Origin of the sequence: Cohnella cholangitidis (assembly GCF_014107495.1) — a bacterium.
In the GTDB taxonomy this organism is placed as follows: Bacteria; Bacillota; Bacilli; order Paenibacillales; family Paenibacillaceae; genus Cohnella; species Cohnella cholangitidis.
The window spans coordinates 5,980,729-5,997,766 of record NZ_CP041969.1 but is presented as its reverse complement, the minus strand read 5'-3'; the positions used below and the strand labels follow the sequence as shown (position 1 = coordinate 5,997,766).

At 50.2% G+C, this 17,038-nt stretch carries 21 protein-coding genes; all 21 read right to left on the bottom strand.

Going from position 1 to position 17,038, the window contains the following annotated elements; genetic code table 11:
• Positions 1-40 precede the first annotated feature (40 nt).
• Entirely contained in the window at positions 41-2,089 is a 2,049-nt protein-coding gene (locus FPL14_RS27505; protein ID WP_182300709.1) for a hypothetical protein, read from the bottom strand.
• Between the two features lie 2 nt (positions 2,090-2,091).
• Positions 2,092-2,457, bottom strand: coding sequence for a DUF6711 family protein (locus FPL14_RS27500; protein ID WP_182300708.1), 366 nt, complete (start codon positions 2,455-2,457; stop codon positions 2,092-2,094).
• Between the two features lie 13 nt (positions 2,458-2,470).
• Positions 2,471-4,882: a phage tail protein gene (locus FPL14_RS27495; RefSeq protein ID WP_182300707.1), complete on the bottom strand. Its 2,412-nt coding sequence runs from the start codon at positions 4,880-4,882 to the stop codon at positions 2,471-2,473.
• A gap of 157 nt (positions 4,883-5,039) precedes the next feature.
• Complete coding sequence (locus FPL14_RS27490; protein ID WP_182300706.1) at positions 5,040-5,438, bottom strand: hypothetical protein; 399 nt, start codon at positions 5,436-5,438, stop codon at positions 5,040-5,042.
• Entirely contained in the window at positions 5,353-5,697 is a 345-nt protein-coding gene (locus FPL14_RS27485; RefSeq protein WP_182300705.1) for a hypothetical protein, read from the bottom strand. Before FPL14_RS27485 ends, FPL14_RS27490 begins: the two co-directional genes overlap by 86 nt.
• Before the next feature lie 61 nt (positions 5,698-5,758).
• On the bottom strand, positions 5,759-6,184 hold the full coding sequence (locus FPL14_RS27480; RefSeq protein WP_182300704.1) for a phage tail tube protein: 426 nt from the start codon (positions 6,182-6,184) through the stop codon (positions 5,759-5,761).
• Positions 6,181-6,579, bottom strand: a complete 399-nt coding sequence (gene gp17 / locus FPL14_RS27475; protein ID WP_182300703.1) for a tail completion protein gp17 — start codon at positions 6,577-6,579, stop codon at positions 6,181-6,183. The genes FPL14_RS27480 and gp17 overlap by 4 nt, the downstream gene beginning before the upstream one ends.
• A 4-nt stretch (positions 6,580-6,583) precedes the next feature.
• A complete protein-coding gene (locus tag FPL14_RS27470; protein ID WP_182300702.1) occupies positions 6,584-7,030 on the bottom strand; it encodes an HK97 gp10 family phage protein in 447 nt (148 codons plus the stop codon).
• 1 nt (position 7,031) lies between these two features.
• Positions 7,032-7,355: a phage head closure protein gene (locus FPL14_RS27465; RefSeq protein ID WP_182300701.1), complete on the bottom strand. Its 324-nt coding sequence runs from the start codon at positions 7,353-7,355 to the stop codon at positions 7,032-7,034.
• The gene (locus tag FPL14_RS27460) at positions 7,352-7,654 is read right to left on the bottom strand and encodes a head-tail connector protein (protein WP_182300700.1); all 303 of its coding nucleotides are present in this window, start codon (positions 7,652-7,654) and stop codon (positions 7,352-7,354) included. Before FPL14_RS27460 ends, FPL14_RS27465 begins: the two co-directional genes overlap by 4 nt.
• Entirely contained in the window at positions 7,635-7,790 is a 156-nt protein-coding gene (locus tag FPL14_RS27455; RefSeq protein ID WP_182300699.1) for a hypothetical protein, read from the bottom strand. The genes FPL14_RS27460 and FPL14_RS27455 overlap by 20 nt, the downstream gene beginning before the upstream one ends.
• A gap of 56 nt (positions 7,791-7,846) precedes the next feature.
• Entirely contained in the window at positions 7,847-9,034 is a 1,188-nt protein-coding gene (locus FPL14_RS27450; protein WP_182300698.1) for a phage major capsid protein, read from the bottom strand.
• Positions 9,035-9,077: 43 nt separating this feature from the next.
• Positions 9,078-9,710: an HK97 family phage prohead protease gene (locus FPL14_RS27445; protein WP_182300697.1), complete on the bottom strand. Its 633-nt coding sequence runs from the start codon at positions 9,708-9,710 to the stop codon at positions 9,078-9,080.
• Positions 9,646-10,980: a phage portal protein gene (locus tag FPL14_RS27440; RefSeq protein ID WP_229263692.1), complete on the bottom strand. Its 1,335-nt coding sequence runs from the start codon at positions 10,978-10,980 to the stop codon at positions 9,646-9,648. Before FPL14_RS27440 ends, FPL14_RS27445 begins: the two co-directional genes overlap by 65 nt.
• Positions 10,981-11,013: 33 nt before the next feature.
• Positions 11,014-12,606 (bottom strand): terminase large subunit, encoded by a 1,593-nt coding sequence (locus FPL14_RS27435; RefSeq protein ID WP_182300695.1) that lies wholly within the window; start codon positions 12,604-12,606, stop codon positions 11,014-11,016.
• Positions 12,596-13,207, bottom strand: a complete 612-nt coding sequence (locus tag FPL14_RS27430; RefSeq protein WP_182300694.1) for a P27 family phage terminase small subunit — start codon at positions 13,205-13,207, stop codon at positions 12,596-12,598. The genes FPL14_RS27435 and FPL14_RS27430 overlap by 11 nt, the downstream gene beginning before the upstream one ends.
• Positions 13,208-13,684: 477 nt before the next feature.
• Positions 13,685-14,083, bottom strand: a complete 399-nt coding sequence (locus FPL14_RS27425; protein WP_324617940.1) for an HNH endonuclease — start codon at positions 14,081-14,083, stop codon at positions 13,685-13,687.
• 428 nt (positions 14,084-14,511) lie between these two features.
• Entirely contained in the window at positions 14,512-14,982 is a 471-nt protein-coding gene (locus FPL14_RS27420; protein ID WP_182300692.1) for a sigma-70 family RNA polymerase sigma factor, read from the bottom strand.
• A complete protein-coding gene (locus FPL14_RS27415; protein WP_182300691.1) occupies positions 14,979-15,257 on the bottom strand; it encodes a hypothetical protein in 279 nt (92 codons plus the stop codon). The genes FPL14_RS27420 and FPL14_RS27415 overlap by 4 nt, the downstream gene beginning before the upstream one ends.
• A gap of 1 nt (position 15,258) precedes the next feature.
• On the bottom strand, positions 15,259-16,710 hold the full coding sequence (locus tag FPL14_RS27410; RefSeq protein ID WP_182300690.1) for a DEAD/DEAH box helicase: 1,452 nt from the start codon (positions 16,708-16,710) through the stop codon (positions 15,259-15,261).
• Positions 16,707-17,021 carry a VRR-NUC domain-containing protein gene (locus FPL14_RS27405; RefSeq protein ID WP_182300689.1) on the bottom strand — a complete coding sequence of 105 codons (315 nt, stop codon included), beginning with the start codon at positions 17,019-17,021 and terminating at the stop codon, positions 16,707-16,709. Before FPL14_RS27405 ends, FPL14_RS27410 begins: the two co-directional genes overlap by 4 nt.
• Positions 17,022-17,038: the final 17 nt, after the last annotated feature.

The window sequence follows — 17,038 nt, the reverse complement described above, 5'->3', positions numbered from 1 at the left end:
TCTCGCCCCGTTCCCTAAATTTGGGTATAGTATACCACATTTAGACTTGGGCGTGTGAATGTTGTGCTGCAGCAACCCACTTATGCAATCTAGTAGGCGTTCCTGCGCTGTTATACAGTTGGATGTATTCTGTATCGCTAATACCGTGGTTATGACCGCCTGAAAGCCCAGTACTGATCCCCGATGTGGCTTTGCCGGCCAATTCGTCGCCTAAAGTTGTCCATGGACCTAATCTAATAGCGTTTGCATCATTCACCAACAGCTCACTTCCGATAGATACATCCCCGCCAATTTGTACGTCAGTTCCACCTATAACGAACAATTGCCCATCTTGATATACAGTTGTTTCGTACGACCCGTCTTTGAATGATAAAACCACTCCACTACCTTGATAGAAATACGGCGACATCATAATGTACTTATTCGCCGCGGCATACGCTCCGAAATACGCCCCGGAAACGCTCATCTCTGATCTAGGGAATACGCCTGCTTGAGCGGTCTGAATCAACGATCCTGTAATCGTCGAACCATTAATCTGCCCTCCGGTGATGATCGATGCAGTAATGTCACCGCTGAACTCCCCGCCGACAGCCTTCATGTGACCGGACATATTGACCGAGAATGGTGCAGATGCAAAGTTCGCATGTCCGGCCCATATACCGTTACTATCCGCCTTAAAGATGTTGTTACCGCTGCCGATCGCGATATCTCCGCCCCGGAAGCTGGAGGCTTCAATCACTCCGGTAAACTTATAGGTACTTGTCGGAACGTCGAACCATAGGGCCTTGGTACTGCCTTTGTAAAATGTCAGCTCGTCCGAGTTAAAGACGGCCTTGCTCGCGTGGTCTTCGCGTTCAATGGTAAGCCCCGCGGTTCGGGTAATCGTCGCGCCATAATAGGATTTACCCTGCTTAACGGCGTTGTTATTAAGTCGGTTAACCTGTTGGCTCAGCGTTCCCTCAACGACAAATTCGGATTTCTGCTCGCTTTTGGACGGTGCCTCCAACGTCATCCGTAGCCCGCCCTTAAAGCTATAAACCTTATGCAGGATAAACGTCTTGTACTGGACAAGTCCGCTCCAAGGGACGTTCATGTCTTGCCAAGGGATTGTGGCGTTCTCCCACGTTAACCCTTCGTCTACCGTAAAGCCGATGCAATCCCCATGTTCAAGCTGCGGGTAACCCATAGCGTTCATGGAGATTGGAAGATACGAGATTCCATTCAACGTCGCCAAAAGATTGTTGGTGATCGCCTGCGTCGCAAAGGGATTCTCGACATATAACGTGTGGTTCTCGTCCCCGGTACCGGCTTCGTAGGTTAACCCGTCCTCCGTGTTGTACGTGACCACGACGCGCGTGTATGTCTTAATTGGGTTGGTTTGTACTGCCCGGACATAATCGGTCCGTGTAACCTCGAATACGGGCGTTTCCGACGCTGTGAATCTCTTAAACTTAATCTTCCCATCCTTACCTGCGAACACGCTCGCCGAGTTAGCCGACGCGATATATCCCATAACCTGCCGATAGCTGTAGCCAGCCGGACCCGCTTGGATTTGATACGCCGGGTTAATGACGACGCTGCTGTCCGATACATAACCAAGACGCGTACAGATTTCGTTCCAGACGGCCTGTTGCGTCGTCGGGTAGGTGAGCGAACTGATATACGGCACATCCGCAAAGACGAGCTTATCTAAGCAAGTAAACACCCAAACATCGTTAACCTTTTCTCGGCTATCGACGTAAAACTCTCCGAGTGGTAGCCATGAAGTCGACCCGCCCACCCATGGAAAGTCGGCATCCTGCCAAGCAAAATTCGCGTCTTGCCATGCAATGTTATTCATCGCTAAGGCAAGATACGGTACGACCTTCGCATTAGGCGGAATAACATCATTCGTCCGGAGCTTGATCGTCAGTTTAGACAGGATGGCCGTCCCGATCTCGAATTCTTCCCCGAGCGCCAAGCTGTTCTCAATCTCGAAATCTACGATAACCCGATTGCTATATTCCGTCCCGGCAATGACGGCTTTGACTAAAAACTCCCGATCTTTGCGCCTCAAATAGTCCGCGTATAGCGGTGAAATTGGATACATGGCTATTGCTCCGTTAAGGTCATTTGCAAACCTTCCCAGTAGAGGATGCCGTCTTTCTCAAACGGAACGGCTGCCGGGCGGTTGCCAACGTACATGCGCTTGGTTACGTAACCTCCGTCCATGGGATCGGGATAATAGAAATCAAAAAACGGGTTGCTCATCGCTTGCAGGACTGCAGATATTTTATTCATCGGAAGCGCAGGGAATCCGATCTCTATTTGCCTCTTAACGGCTACCCGATCGCGGTGAAACGTACCGTCCGCCGTGCGTGTTGTAGCATCTGCATCATCCAGGTCAAGGATCGTCACCTTAAACTCACCCGGGGCTGGATAGGCGGCGATCTCAACTCCGTTAATTCTAAGCAGCATACCGCCGCCTCCTTTACGTAATAGCTAATGTTCGACCGGCTCGGCGTGTCAGGTCGTTTTGACCGGCCAGTGCGGCACGCGCGAGATCAGATTTACTGATTGTCGCTTGATCACTCGGTCCGCTTAGCTCTACGGCTCTTAAAATCTGCCGGAGCACGGATACGACATCGCGGTTATCATTACTATTGTTGATCATCGCCTGTAGTTCCGAGAGGGGGGCAATGACTTCCGGATTAGCCGCGGCGCCTTTGTTGTCACCAACCATTGCAAGTGTCGGACCGTAAGCTAGGCCGCCTTTAGCGAGTTTCGGAATTTCTGGAATGTTGATACCGATCGTTCCGCCACCGACTTTACCAATTCCGGGAATGTTAGCTTCAGGAACTTCTATCTTAACCTTGTTTAGTTGACGGATCATAAAGTTAAAGGTATCTATGATCATGTTAACCGCACCCTTAAACACTCCGACTATTGCGTCGCCGATTCCGCCCATAAAATCCTTGATGCCGTTCCACGCACGTTTCCAATCTCCCGTGAATACGCCCGCAATAAATTCGACTACGCCACCAAGTGCCTTGATGATGCCTTTTGCAAAATCTACAATTCCACCAACTGCACTCCCGATACGATCGACGATCATCGTCATAATGTCTGTGAAAGTTGGACCAAGTTTCTCAATGAGAAAAACCATGATAGGTTTGATGAATTTGTTAAATATGTCGGCAGCAGCTGTAATTAGCTTACCGACAAAATTGCCGATCTCTGTTACCAAACCTTTTAAGTGCTTGTCCCAGAGCTCCGAAAGGGTACCGAGAATTTTCGTAACAAACGGCTTAAGATATACATTAAAAAACGCATCCCAAATCTCTCGAACACTCTGTAAGTATCCCTTAATGCTGTCTACGATCCGTTTCCCCCATGTATCCCAGAAACCCTTGATAGCATTGAGAACATCGACGACAATCTTACTCATCATATTCAGTGCGGGAGTAATGATCCCCATCCATATGTCGTCAAATACAGCTTTCGTAGTTGCATGAAGCTGATTGAATACGTCCAAAGCTCCAGACGTGAACTCAGTTAGTAAGGGTAATCCATCAGTTACGAACCACGAGAAAATGGGAACCATAGCATCTCTAAAGCTTGTCGCTTGCATGACACCCGAATCAAGGAATCTTGCCATAACTTCTCCGGCAACGCCGATCCCTTGCTGCCATAAAGGTACGAGCCCAGTGATCACCCATTTTTTCAACGGTTCACCTAGGATGACGATCTGCTCGAAGGTTGTCCGGAAGAAATCTTTCCATTTGGTTAACGCGGGTTGGATAGTATTCCAAGCACCTTGGAGAGCAGGGCCTAACGCCGTCTTTATCAGCCCGGCGGCTCGCTTGAAGTCGGCAACGACATCCTGAATGGCTCCTCTAAACCGTTTCGCCATCTCATCGGCTTTAGATGCGGCTTCATCCGTGGCTCCAATTAAACCGCCATTGATTGCCGCGCTGGCAGCTCCGCCGACTGACGATCCTGCGCCCGCGGATCCGCCTGAACCTCCTCCGGCGTCTCCGGACTTCCCTCCGACAAGGTTTACCTGATCAAATCCGGCGACAGACTTCTGCGCTTTCTTCGCCTGTTTACCTGCTTCTTCGTAAGCATCGCCTAAACCGCCTACTGCGGCTGTTTGAGCTTCGGTGCTCTTGGTTTCGTTCTTATAACCGAATAAAGCGTTGGAGAAAGCCGCCACCCACCGCATAGCGTTCGCAAGGGCAGCGGCCATTCTTGTAAGCGCAGGAAGCACAGCGTTATAGATCGGTAGGAATGCTTGCCCGAGCGCGAGTTGCGCATCCTTAAGCTGAGCAGTAAACGCCGCCTGTCGGGATGTTGTATTTTGCGCAAGTTCAAGGCCGTATTTGGTTGCGGCTTGCTCAAGGATCGCGAAATATCGGATAGTTTGCTGTGTGTTAAAGTCTAGTTGGTCCCACGACTTTCCATTTGCAAACTCCTTAAACGCCTTTGTGCTTTCGAGCAAATTTACATACACGTTAATTCCTAAGTCCTCGATCGCTTCGGTGTTACCGAGCAAGCCTGACCGGATCCGCTCCATGACATCTCCCATATCACGTCCGGTTGAACTTGCAATAACAGCAGATGCCTTTAATAGGTCCTGCGTTTTTCTCATTGTGTCAGCCGTCCCGGAAGAAAACGTACTTAGCAAGTTCGCATAAACCGCACCATACCTTACCGCTTCCGACCGCGACATGCTAAAAGCCGATGCGCTCTCGTTAGCCCAGTTTTGAAACTCTTTTGCACTCGATCCCATCAAACGATTTATCTGCTGCAGGGCCGCTTCGAACAGCATAGCTTCCTTGACCGCTGCGCCTATGCCTGTGGCTACTCCGACAGCCGCAAAAGCCGCAGTAACTCCAGCCATCGCCTTATTTACGCCGCGCCCGAAAGCTTGTATAGACTGTTGGGCTCTTGCCATCTCGCGTCTCATAGCCGAAAAGTCCGCGCCTGCACGGACGAGTAAATTTCGTACAACCGCCACAATAACCGTCTCCTTTCCCCGAAAATAGAAAAGAGAACAGCTATGTGCCGCTCTCTCTCACCGCGCCGCCCATTGCGGCATTTATTGCCTTGATCTGCGCCAGCAGTTCCTTGTCTGCATTCTGCTTCTTCGGTCTGTAGTCTTGGATCAACTTCCGCAGGTCCGGCATTCGCTTGACGCGCTGCCAGTATGCAGTGAGATAAGCCAATGTCAGACCTTCCTCGCTTTGTTGCCGTGACCTTTCGGCGTAAGCGTGAATATGCAGATTCAATTCATGCGGCGTCATATCGTTGTAATCGCGAAGGGAAATCCCGATATGTAACGCCGCTTTTAAGCTCGCTTCCCAGTCCCATTCACTGGGCTCTCCGGCTTCCCCGCGTTTCCCGCCGGAGACGGACCGAATGCTGCTGCGAAGGCGCTTGCATCTTCTCAATGACATGCTGATAGCTTGGCGCTTGATCGAGCAAATCTTCCATTTGCTCCAGTTCCAAGGTTTCATTATTTGCCCGAGCGTCAGACAAAAGGCCGCAGTAGATGACCTTTTCGAGGTGTTCAAGATCAAATCCGCCGTCACCTTCTAGGTTCTCGATACTTTTACCAGTGAGTGCGGTTAAGTTTTTCAATGCTTTGTGACCGAAGCGGAGTTCCCGCGGTCGGTCGAGTTGAATCAGGATAACGTCATTGTTGTTTGTTGCCATCTCTATTCCTCCAATTCAAAATAGACCGGAGCACTTAGCCCCGGCCTTGTTTGTGATTTCCTTACGGCGTGATCGTAAGCGTCGGTTTTCCCGATACCTTGATCGTGATTTCGAAGCCGATCGCTTCCTCTAGCTCTGCCGTTGTCTGGTATGCTGTTACGACGCCTTTGAAATCCCACTTTGCGCCCATGGCAGCCGGGAACTCGATCGTGAAATCTTCGTCCGTGCTTGCTTCGAGTGCAGCGTAAACGGCTGCTTGTCCCTCGTCTTGTGGGTCGAAGAACCCGGAAGCCGAAACTTCGCCTCCGTCCTTAAAGCCGCCGATAAACTCCCGGTATTCACCCGCGGAATCCAGCGTGGTAACGTCGATGGTTTCCTGACTCATAGATGGAGAAGAAATCGATGTTAAACTACCGATCGCCTTTGCCGATGCAGATGGACCAATTTTGAGTTTTGTACCTAATGCGCGTTTTGCCAAATCATTCACCCCTCGAAAAATGTATTGAATTCTATCACGCAACGGTATAATTGCGGTTTATCCTCATAGAGCTCGACAGGAGGATTATAGGTTAGTTCTTGGATAAAAGGGCCGTTCGTGCCGATCACCCGTTGTTCCATGCCCACAAGTAAGGCGACCACCTGTTTCGTGATCTCCTTCATGTCCTTGTAGCGATCCGCCATGACGTTAATCTCTGCCCGCACCTCTTTGCCTTCGAGATAACCTTCGCCGAGCGATTTCAGACGTTCTCCCTCGCTGGACACGTAGATTAGATAAGGGACGCCGCCTTTCGCGTTAGCTTCCGGTGCGGTGAGCGGATAGACTCGGTTTCCTAGCGTGGATATTGTTTTAAGCTCTTGTGTTAACGCGGATTCGAAGTCCACCCGATCACCTTCCCCTAAGAATCTTCTCTACTGCTTTGCCAGCCTTTTCAAGCGTCTTTTTCTCGATCATGGTTTTGTTATCGTCGATCGATCTTCGGAGGTACCGATAGCCAGGTACATAGCCGCCGTCTGCCGTTAGGAAGCCATACTCCTGCGATGCCGGATAATAGGACCGCTTACCTTCCTTGGACTCTTTCACGAAAACGTCGTTCATTGCCGGATCCATCATAATGTCGTAAACGGCTTTACCTTGTTTCGTCTTCCGCTCACGTTTCATGATGATTCCTTTTTTGAGGTCACCTGTATCGACTGGCGCGTTCTTCTTTGCAGCACTACGCGCAACCGAAGCTCCAGCTCGGGCGGCTTGTGTGGCTACAGTCTGCGGGACACGCCCAAGCTGCCGGAAGCTCCGCTCAAGATCGCGCAATCCGATGATGTCAGTTCGAGCCATATCATTGCCGCTCCTTACTCATGAGCTGCAACTCTTTCTTAGCAAATTGCGGATGGATAACGTAAAGGATTTCGAATTCGTGATCGCCGTATTTAACGATCATCGTCCGGTCGATCCCTTCGCGGTAGCGGATACGTATACGGGTCGTCACGTCTGCATTGACCTGCATCGCGGCGAAGTATTCGCGGCCTTGAAGGGGTTCAATGGCGGCCCAAATGTTGCATACCTCGATCGGATCATTCAGGGGTTCTCCGTATTCGTCAGTCGGGCCCGCAGGGCGATAAACCGTCACCCGCTTGTCCAGCCGGTTTACAAGGATCGTCATGGGCTACTCGCCTCCGGCGAAGGTACATAGGCGTTTTGAAGCTGCGTCATGATCGATTGGACGGTAAACCGAACTTTTTCAGATGGTTGCTGACCAATCAATTCCCGATTCTCATACCAATCAGCGCAAAGAACGAGGCAATAGAGTTTTGCTAAACTGTTCGTTTCGTCGAAACTTACTTCGGTCGCATTGTGCAGATAGGTCTCAGCCGCGGCGGCAAGCATCTGGACTGTTAAATCTTCATCTTCGCCGTCGATACGCAGCCAGTTCTTCGCCTCTTCAGGCGTTAGGATCGGCATCGTCGTTCACTTCCTTTTGAAGCGTAACGCCCAGATTTCCGGAGTCATCGACAGTCAATTCGTACTTATGCCCGCCTGGGGATGATAATAGAAGTTTATCCGGTGCGTTCGGCTCCTTCTTAATTCTTTCAGTCATCGTCGTTCACCTCAATTCGGAAATAATAGAAAAGGCGGGATTAACCCGCCCATATATTACGAGAGCGACAATTCGCCGAATACGAGCGCTTTGTCATCCCATTTCTTAATGTCGTGGCGGACAATCGTACGCATGTCAGTCGTGTCGCGTTTCCACGCATCACCGCCCTCTTTCGTGCTGGCGAGTTCAAAGAACCGGCGATTGAACAGTACGGCTGCTTGCTTAAGGTTTCCGACAATAAACGGAGCCTTTGGCGTAGCACCAGTCGTGCTAGGCAAATGCCTATTGGACATAACAGCAATAGGACGACCCTTGTACATCTTTCGCCCAGGTTGCGTGAAGTCGTCTTGCAGAATCGGTCGTCCGTTACCGTCTACTTGGTTGTCCAACCAATCGTAACCGTCCTGGTTGGTCAGGATCATAGCTGTTGCACTGACCGCGGGGTCAAGCGTCACGTTGAGCGCTTTGTTGATCGCTGCAAGGTTCGCGAATGCTACAGCCGTCCACGTCCTCAATAGTGCCACAATGTGGGTGTTGCGCGTGACTGTCGACTTCTTCGCGATCCAAGTGGTAACGTAATCGAGAAGATCTGCATCGTTATCGGCTAACAGCTCGTTCGTGATCGGCAGGATGCCCGCGTACTTCTTGACCGCGTAATTGATTGGAACGAATTTCGGGTTGTCCGAGTTTGGAATACTTCCGTACTCATCAACGGCCGCAAATGCCGTCATATCCTCGTCTTTCTCTAAGACGCGCGAACCGGACAGCGTATTAACGTTCTGCACGTTAACGAATTGCGACAAGTCGTTAAACTCGCGCATCAACGTATTAATGCGAGTCTGCACGTCTTTCGGAACAACGAGGCCAGAGTCGCCGTCTGGAATTGCAGGATTTGTGCCACCTTCATTCATAACCGCGCGGCGCTCATATTCTCCGATAACGCTACGCTGCTCGGAAGAGATAGAATGGCGACGAAGCCCCCGAAGGACAATGCCCGTATACTCCTGTTCCAGTTCCTTCAAATCGCGTTCTTCGACGTCACCTTTGTCATCCAATTCCTTGCCGCCAAGCCCGCGAGCTTCGGTTTCTTCCAGTTCACGTTGCAGATCGACTTTATCCTGCAGCGCGCGAACCTCGGTCATCTTATCCTTAGCTTCGGCTGTCTTGTCTTCGGCTAACATCGTACGCACTTCTTGTTTTGCGGTGTCCAGTTTTTGGAGCAACGCGCGGAGTTCTTTCGTCAATTCGATCACCTCGTAGATTTATTGGGAAAATAAATAGAGCCGATCACATTAGATCGAGCTCCATGAGTAGCTTTTCTTTTTCGAATTCGATTTCAGCACGAACCTCTTCGGCCTTGAAATCTTCTAGACTTCTTGCCGAAACTTCGTTGCTTGGATATGCCGGGAATGCTACGGGGCTGATTTCGAATAGATCCGCATCAAGCACCGTTCGGCGGTATACCTTTTGCCCTTCGCGTTCAAAGCGCGACCATTTGGCCCCGTTTGACCGTACCGAGAAACCGAACGACACGCCGTCTACGTCTCCGCGTTGAATAAGCTCCCAAGCATCATTTCCGACACTTGTATTCGGTATGTCTAATTCAAACCGCAGTTCCTTAGCGCCATCGAAAACCCGGAGCGTTCCGGATTTCGTATTGCCAAGCACTTGACTAGTGTCATGACTCCATAGCCCAACGACGCCGCGTGTCTTTAGGCTATCAGTGAATGCGCCGGCCGCGATCTGTTCAACGAACGTATCCCCGGCCCAGTCTCTCATGTCAGCAGAATCAGTATCGTATTTTATCGCCCCGGTGATGGTCCGCTTTCCGTCATCTCCTTCGGCTGCTCGGACTTCAAGCGTTACCGGAATCGCCCGGATCTCCTTCGTCGGATTCTTCGTCTCTTTTGCCAGTTCCATCACCCCCCTTCGTGTCATAAGCTTTACCAGCTTCCGTTATCGGGACGTAACTGCCGTTGACAAGCAACCGATCTCCCCCCTCTTGTGGAGGAAGGTTCTCGAGCGCTCTCGGCTCATTGGGCGTCAGGAATCCTCCTTGTACGCCAATTCGATAAGCCTCATACCGCGTTTTAAGATCTGCCCGCAGAATCGCGTCCACGTTGAACCGGACATACATTCCCGCTTCAATTTCATCATCAAGAAACAGCTTCCACGTCATTTCCTGCTCGTACCCAGTGAGCTTAGGTTGAAGCGTGTCCGTATAAAACTCTCGCTGAGTCTCGGTAACGTTTGTGTGCGTCGCGCGGCTCAAATCATTAAGCTGATGCATTTTGACGCCATAACCGGCTGCAATCTGCCGGATGGTCAACTGGCTGTTTTCGAGGAACTGCGCATCTGCTAAATTTAATGCGATTTGTTGGTACTGATAGCCGATTGGCAGTAACGCGATTCGATGGGCATTGTTCAAACCGCTCGCCATGGACTCGAACTTTTCGCGGAAGGTGTTTTTCGCTTTCTCGTCCAAGTCGCCAACATATTGCACGATTCCACGTGCCTGTAAGCCCTGTTTAAAGAACTTATTTACGAATTGGTTTGAAGACCCACCATTCTCAAGCGTTGACTTAAGACAATCCAGAGGTGACAGTCCGACAATGCCATCTAACGTTATTCCGCCTTTAAAGTGCAGAATCTCATGCGGCATGAGTTTTCTTTGCTCAAACCCTAAATTCACCTGATAACCAACACTTGATCGATTTGTTACAATTCCACTTGCTGCGGTGTCGTTATCGACAACAATCTTCACCCTAGTTGAATCCATAGGCCACAGTCCAACGATACGCCCATTGCGGTCAAATTCTATCGACGCGTAAGCATTTCCATAAAGATCATTCTGCGCCTCGATGCACTTCCAAAAATCATAAGCGCTCATGTACGGATTCGGCCGTAACTTTAGCAATTGATTGACGGGATGGGATGTTGCCTTTTGTACACCACTTTCATCTTCCTTGTAGACCTTCATTGGAAGCTTGGCGACCGATTCAGAAAGGATCCTGACGCATGAGTAAACCGTATCAATTTTAAGGGCGTTCTTACCCTTCACGTTGACAGTTTCAGGATCGATTCCTAGAACTTCAAGCAACCGACGATCGTCAACATTCAGTTCGATAGTTTCGCGTTGTTCTACAGATCCAATTCCTAGCCAACGTCTTGCATAGTCTCTTATATTCACATCAGCACCCCCTCCTCTCAAATGCATAAACGGTTATCCCCAGAGCTTATTCAGGAAATCTTCTTCGGCAAACTCGCCAAAGTTCATGTCAATTTCCTCGAATAGCATTGCTGTCGCCATTGCATTAATCATCGCGACGATCAAGTCAATGCGGTCTCGCGATTTGTTTTTCATGGGCTTTACATTTTCGTTTCCGTCTACTGCAACGACAATGTTACCCCAACACCAACGAGCTAATGGGTTGGTTTCATGTGTCATTAACCCTCGTTTCATTAACTGCTCGATAAGTTTCATGGCTGGCGACATATTTTTCATGTCCTGAGGAATGTCAATAACGTTAACGCCTGCTTGCATTAACTTCTGAGCAATCAATCTGTTTCCCCATGGGTCAGAACCGAGTGTTTGCACGTTGTACTGCTTACTGGCTGCGATAATCCTTGCTTGAACAAAGTCATAATCAACGACATCTCCGGGAGTCGTAAGCAAATGCTTTTGATTCACCCATTTGTCATAGGCGACCTTATCTCTTTTGACACGCTCATTCATGTTGTCTTCTGGGATCCAAGCGTCAAAGATGACTCTCCAGTCTGAAATCCCATCTTGCGGAGGAAACAAGTAGCAAGCAGCCGTAATATCCGTCGTACTGGATAAATCGAGCCCCGGATAGCAACGCTTCCCAACTAAATCAGTTAGACCCCATTCTCCTGCCGTCTTGTCCCATAGCGTGAGTGGTTGCCAGCCTGTCTTTTTCAGCGAGATCCATTGATTTAGCCGCAACCAACGAAAAAGACGCTCTGCCGACTCTTTATTACGAGCGGTTAGCGCCTCTTTTCTTACTGCATCTATATCAATGGTATGTCCTAAGCTTGGGTTTACTTGATACCATAGCTTTTCATCGAATATATCAATTTGATTACCTTCGGCGTCTTCGCCATCTTCCGGAATACCGTAGATTTTAACATACCAAGTTGGATCTACTTTCTCCCCGTCTCTTACCTGTTTAGCATACTCATGTTGCTCCCAGCCTATAGAGCCACGGTCTGGGTCATCTCCCGCCGTAGTGATAACCCACCAGAGCGGTTCTTTCCGCGCTGCACCGGCACCGAACGTCATAACATCCCATAGATCGCGGTTAGGCTGCGCGTGAAGCTCGTCAAAAATTACAACCGTTGGGTTGATACCGTGCTTCGTGTACGCCTCCGCGGATAATACCTTCATTACCGTTCCGGTTAGTACGTTTTTTATCTCTTTGGAACTTTCAGTGACCTTAAGTATCCCTTCAAACTCAGGTTCTTGTTCAATCATCCCAACAGCAGCTTTATAAACAAGCTTTGCTTGTTCTTTGTCGGCTGCACAGCAATAAATCTGCCCGCCGGGTGGATCGCATACAAGATGGTAGAGAGAAACAGCAGCAATCAAGCTTGTTTTCCCGTTTTTCTTCGGAATTTCGAGATAAGCATATTGATATTGACGATAACCACGGTCGGTTATGGTCCCGTAGACGTTCCAAAGAATCTCATATTGCCAATCGAGTAAGATAAAAGGTTGACCGTAAAAGTCATCGACGGCGTGAAGCATCTGAATAAACTCGATTGGATCAAGCGCTCTCTGCTTATCATGTGCCATGGCCGCCAGCTCGCCGGTTCATAAATTGCGCCATCGCAGACTTCTTATCCTCTTTTTTCGGCTTCGGAACGTTTTTGACCTTTGCTAACGGATTGAGGAATAGGCGGTCCTGCATTTTCAGAAGCATGTCCATTTTCTTATTAACCGCAGTCTCGATTTTGAGAATTCCCTCAAGACTAGCCAGTTGCGAAAGGTATCGCATCGCTTCTGCCTCTGCTTCGCTAGCGAATTCGGCCGATTTAATTAACTCTCTGAATGCAATATCGTCAATTTCGATTTCTCTAATCTTCTGATATGCGTCGATTAATCGTTCATACTCACTGAACGTCTTGCAATACATTGCTAGCATACCGACATCAGAACTGGTCAACAATTCCACGCCTTGTTCCGCAGCGGACTTGTACTCCTTAATCAACTCATTCCAGATTTTCGCAGCAGACTTGTCATTCGCAACGAATGCGGGTTTCTTGAGTTTCTTTAGATCCAGCTCACCGAGTTTGACCTCCGACTCCTGCCGGGCTTTGATCTGTTCTTTTGTTAACCGATTCGGATTGCCCTCTGCAAGATGCAAATTGATCGGCTTTGCGTTTCTCCCTGCCATGAGGGCTCACCTCCTGTTTAATTGTGCCGATGCGGTCGGGAGCTCGAACCCCGAATTTGGTTTCCACCCTAGTCCGGAACCTGTTATCCCGTGTTTGCCATTATCACTACCGCATCACGTTGGAAAGTTTCAAAAAACGAAAAAAGTTTGTGCAAATGTGGGGGCGCGGTGTTCAACTAGCCGACTTAATATTCTCGACCCTCCCCCTACCCCTTAAACCAGACTGGTGGCTTGAAAGTGTTCGGCAGCTTCTCTTCCCTGGTTAGAATGTTCTTATGGTCGAGACAATGCCGACAAAAGAAATGATCAAGCCGTTGGTAAGTAACCTTATAACCTTCGTCATAACCACCGCTTTTTCTTTCGTAGTCTGAGTACAAGAACTTGTAGTCATGAATGCAAGGTTTAACTATCAAGCTACCACCATTAGGCGGACTGCCGATTGGCGATCCATCAGGCCAGTGTGTAACACGATCGATCCTACTGTCGCTTCTGTCCATTACCCATGCCTCCATACTTCCTCTTGTCTTCTGCCGTCTTACGGTTATGGTGCATATGGCATAGCGACCTTAGATTGCTCAGGGTTAATCGTAACTCCCAGAACCATTCGATCGGCTTTATATGGTCAACGACGTCGGCCGTTGTTATTCTCTTCTCCATTAGGCAGTCCTGGCATAGTCCGACGTCTCTTGTTAAAGCTTCTTGCCTTACTGCCTCCCACTCTACGCTGTGGTAGAATGCTGTTGCTTGTTGATTACGTTGATGCTTGTCATAGTGCTTATGGCGTTCGGCACGTTGCTGTTCTGTGATATAGGCATGTTCTGCACAATACCGCTCTCGTGCTAATTGGTTGCATCCGATCTTGTTGCATGGCCTCATTGGTTTGCTGGGCATTGAATCACCTCTATTGGTTCGGGAGCCGCATCGCACCGCCCCGATACGCGGCAAACAAGGGTGGAGGAATACCCTGCGATGCAGCCGAATGAATGACCTTACGGTCAGAGATATCGAAATAACCGACAGCGATCCATCAGGAGGCTTGTCCCTGCGTTCGCTGTCGGCTATATGTGCGGACGTAGCCGCTAACGAATAGATATGGCGGCCTACCGCCTGTCGGATATTTGCTGGCACTTCCGATCGTCAACTATCGTTTGCACACAATATGATGGCGATTTTACAGAAAAGTGCCAATGCCCATTTAGGGCTGATGTCGGCCTTCGCCGTGTAGGGCACAACTAGAAATGTCCCTCTACTAATAGCGACCTCGTACGTCATTCGTACGTCATAAACGCTCAGATCAAGCGCCGCTATTGGGCTACAGGGATTTTTTTCTTAGCCCGGTCTATCGATTGCTGAACTGTTCGCTTAGATATTTTCAGCTCTTTGGCGATTGCTGCCATGCTCAGCCCTTGTGCTGCATGAAGCAGGAAGCAATCTCTTTCTCGATCGGTCATCGACCTGATCAGCTCCAACGCAATACGTCTCTCCTCGGAAGAGTATCGCGGCTCATTTGCCGGTTCTGGATCCTGCAACGACGGAAACAGGTCCTTGTCTAGCACATAGGGCTCGTGATAGATTTTCCGCCGATCTACGCCACGTCGCGAATAAGGCTGTCTGCCGGTCCGCATCCACTCGATCGCGTAGTTCATGCTGGCGACGGTTGTTTGCACCAGATCGACTTCCTGCCACTCCGCCAGCGGGTCAATAGAGTCACGGTACTTGATCATCATGCTGCGGCTCTTGCGATAGTCTTTGATCAAATCCTTGACCCATGTCATCCAGGATCACCTGCCTCGACCGATCGGAAGAACTCAGCCTCCGTCTCGCTCGTCTCAATCTCCCGCATACCGTCCCAAAGTTCTCGGATCTGATGTGCCTTGGCGATGACCGCGGCTTTCTGTTTCGGCTGTAAAACAATATCCATGGCCTCTTCGTAATGCTTCTGGGCTGCGCCGTATGCCCGGCTATGGAGAACATTCATCTGTCGCCAAAACTGGTCCGGAGTTAGCTTGCGAAATTTCTGAAAGGCTTCTCTCTTCTGGTTGCGGTTCATGTTAGCTCGCCTCCTTGATGCCGTCGACTCTCGCCTTAAGCGCTGCAAGCAGCTTATCTTGCGTCGTGGCCTTGCTCTCCAGCGCCGCCATGACATCCTCGTCCACTCCGCCTTGTACGACAAGATGATGCAGGATAACCACTTGTTGCTGGCCTTGCCGGTGAAGGCGCTTATTCGCCTGTTGGTACAGTTCCAGTGACCAGTTGAGCCCAAACCACACGACATGGTTGCCACCGTCCTGTAAGTTCAACCCGTGACCCGCGCTCGCGGGATGCGCTAGAAGTACGTCGATCTGTTGGGCATTCCAATCGTCTTGGTCCTGTTTGGTCTTGAGTTCGCGGACCCGCAGGCCTGACTTCGCAAGCGCCTTCTTGATCCGCTCAAGGTCGTGCTGGAAGTTATAAAACACAAGCGCCGGCTTTCCGGACAGCTGCTCGATCAGCTCCATGAATGCCTCGATTTTGCAATCGTGTACATCCATCGTACGCCGCGTGGTTACGACATTACCCTTGTCGTCAATCTGCGGCCGACCGTCTGAACCCATTACTATATCGGTTGCATATATCGCGCCATTGCATAGCTGCAGCAACTTGCCCGACAACGCCGCGGCGGAAAGTGCGGTGATCTCTGTATCCTCCAGAGCCAGAACTGCCTCCATTTCCAGCTTCTTGTACGCTGACATGGCTTTGTCATCCAGTACAACGGGGATTACGTTAGGTACGCATTCCGGTAACTCCAGGTAATCCTCAGCCTTCATGCTGATGCAGATATCCGAGATTTTTCGGTGAATAACTTCATCCGCGCCCGGCTTAGGCATGTATCCGAATCCGTGATAATTGCGGTCGAAATATTTCGTTCGATACGCCGTGATGTTTCTCTCTAGGCGTTCGCCCTGATCCAGTAGGTAAATCTGCGCCCACAGGTCTTGCAGGCCATTCGGCGCCGGCGTACCGGTCAAGCCGATCAAGCGCTTGATATGCGGGCGCACCCAGGTCAGGACCTTAAACCGCTGAGAATCATAGCCTTTGAAGCTAGACAACTCGTCCAACACAACCATGTCGAACGGCCAGGCGTTGCGGTAGTGCTCGACAAGCCAGGCTAAGCTATCCCGGCTAATCACCCATACATCCCCCGGTGTATTCAGCGCCTTGATTCGTTTCTTCATGTTCCCGATCACCGGAACTACGCGAAGCATTCGAAGGTGGTCCCATTTGTTAACCTCGTTGGTCCAAGTGGCTTCTGCGACCTTTTTCGGGGCGACGATCAGCACTCGCCGGACTTCGAACCGGTTGTATTTCAGGTCATTGATCGCCGTAAGGGTGATGACTGTTTTCCCGAGTCCCATATCCAACAAGAGCCCAAGTTTGTCGTCGGAGACTGCTCTCATAATGCAATACCTCTGATATGCCCACGGCTTAAACTGCTTACGCTGCTGCAATGCCGGGGCGCTCATAGTGCATTCTCCTGTATGCAGTATTCCAGCAGCCCATCCTCATAGGCTTCGATCAGCCGGTCAACCTTCTCCTTGCTGTCAATCACAATTACCGGCCGTCCCAGCTCGCGCAGTATCTTGTGCTGGACAAGCTGTAACGCCGTCGACTTTTTCCCCGGCGCCTTAAGCTCAACGAATATGTCCGGCGCGTTCGGCAGCATTACAATCCTATCCGGTACACCGTTGTTCCCGGGGCTGACCCACTTGTATGCTCTACCTCCTACGGCACGGACACGGTCTCGGAGGTGTCTTTCGACGTCGCTCTCTCTCATGCTGTTTCCTCCTGTGA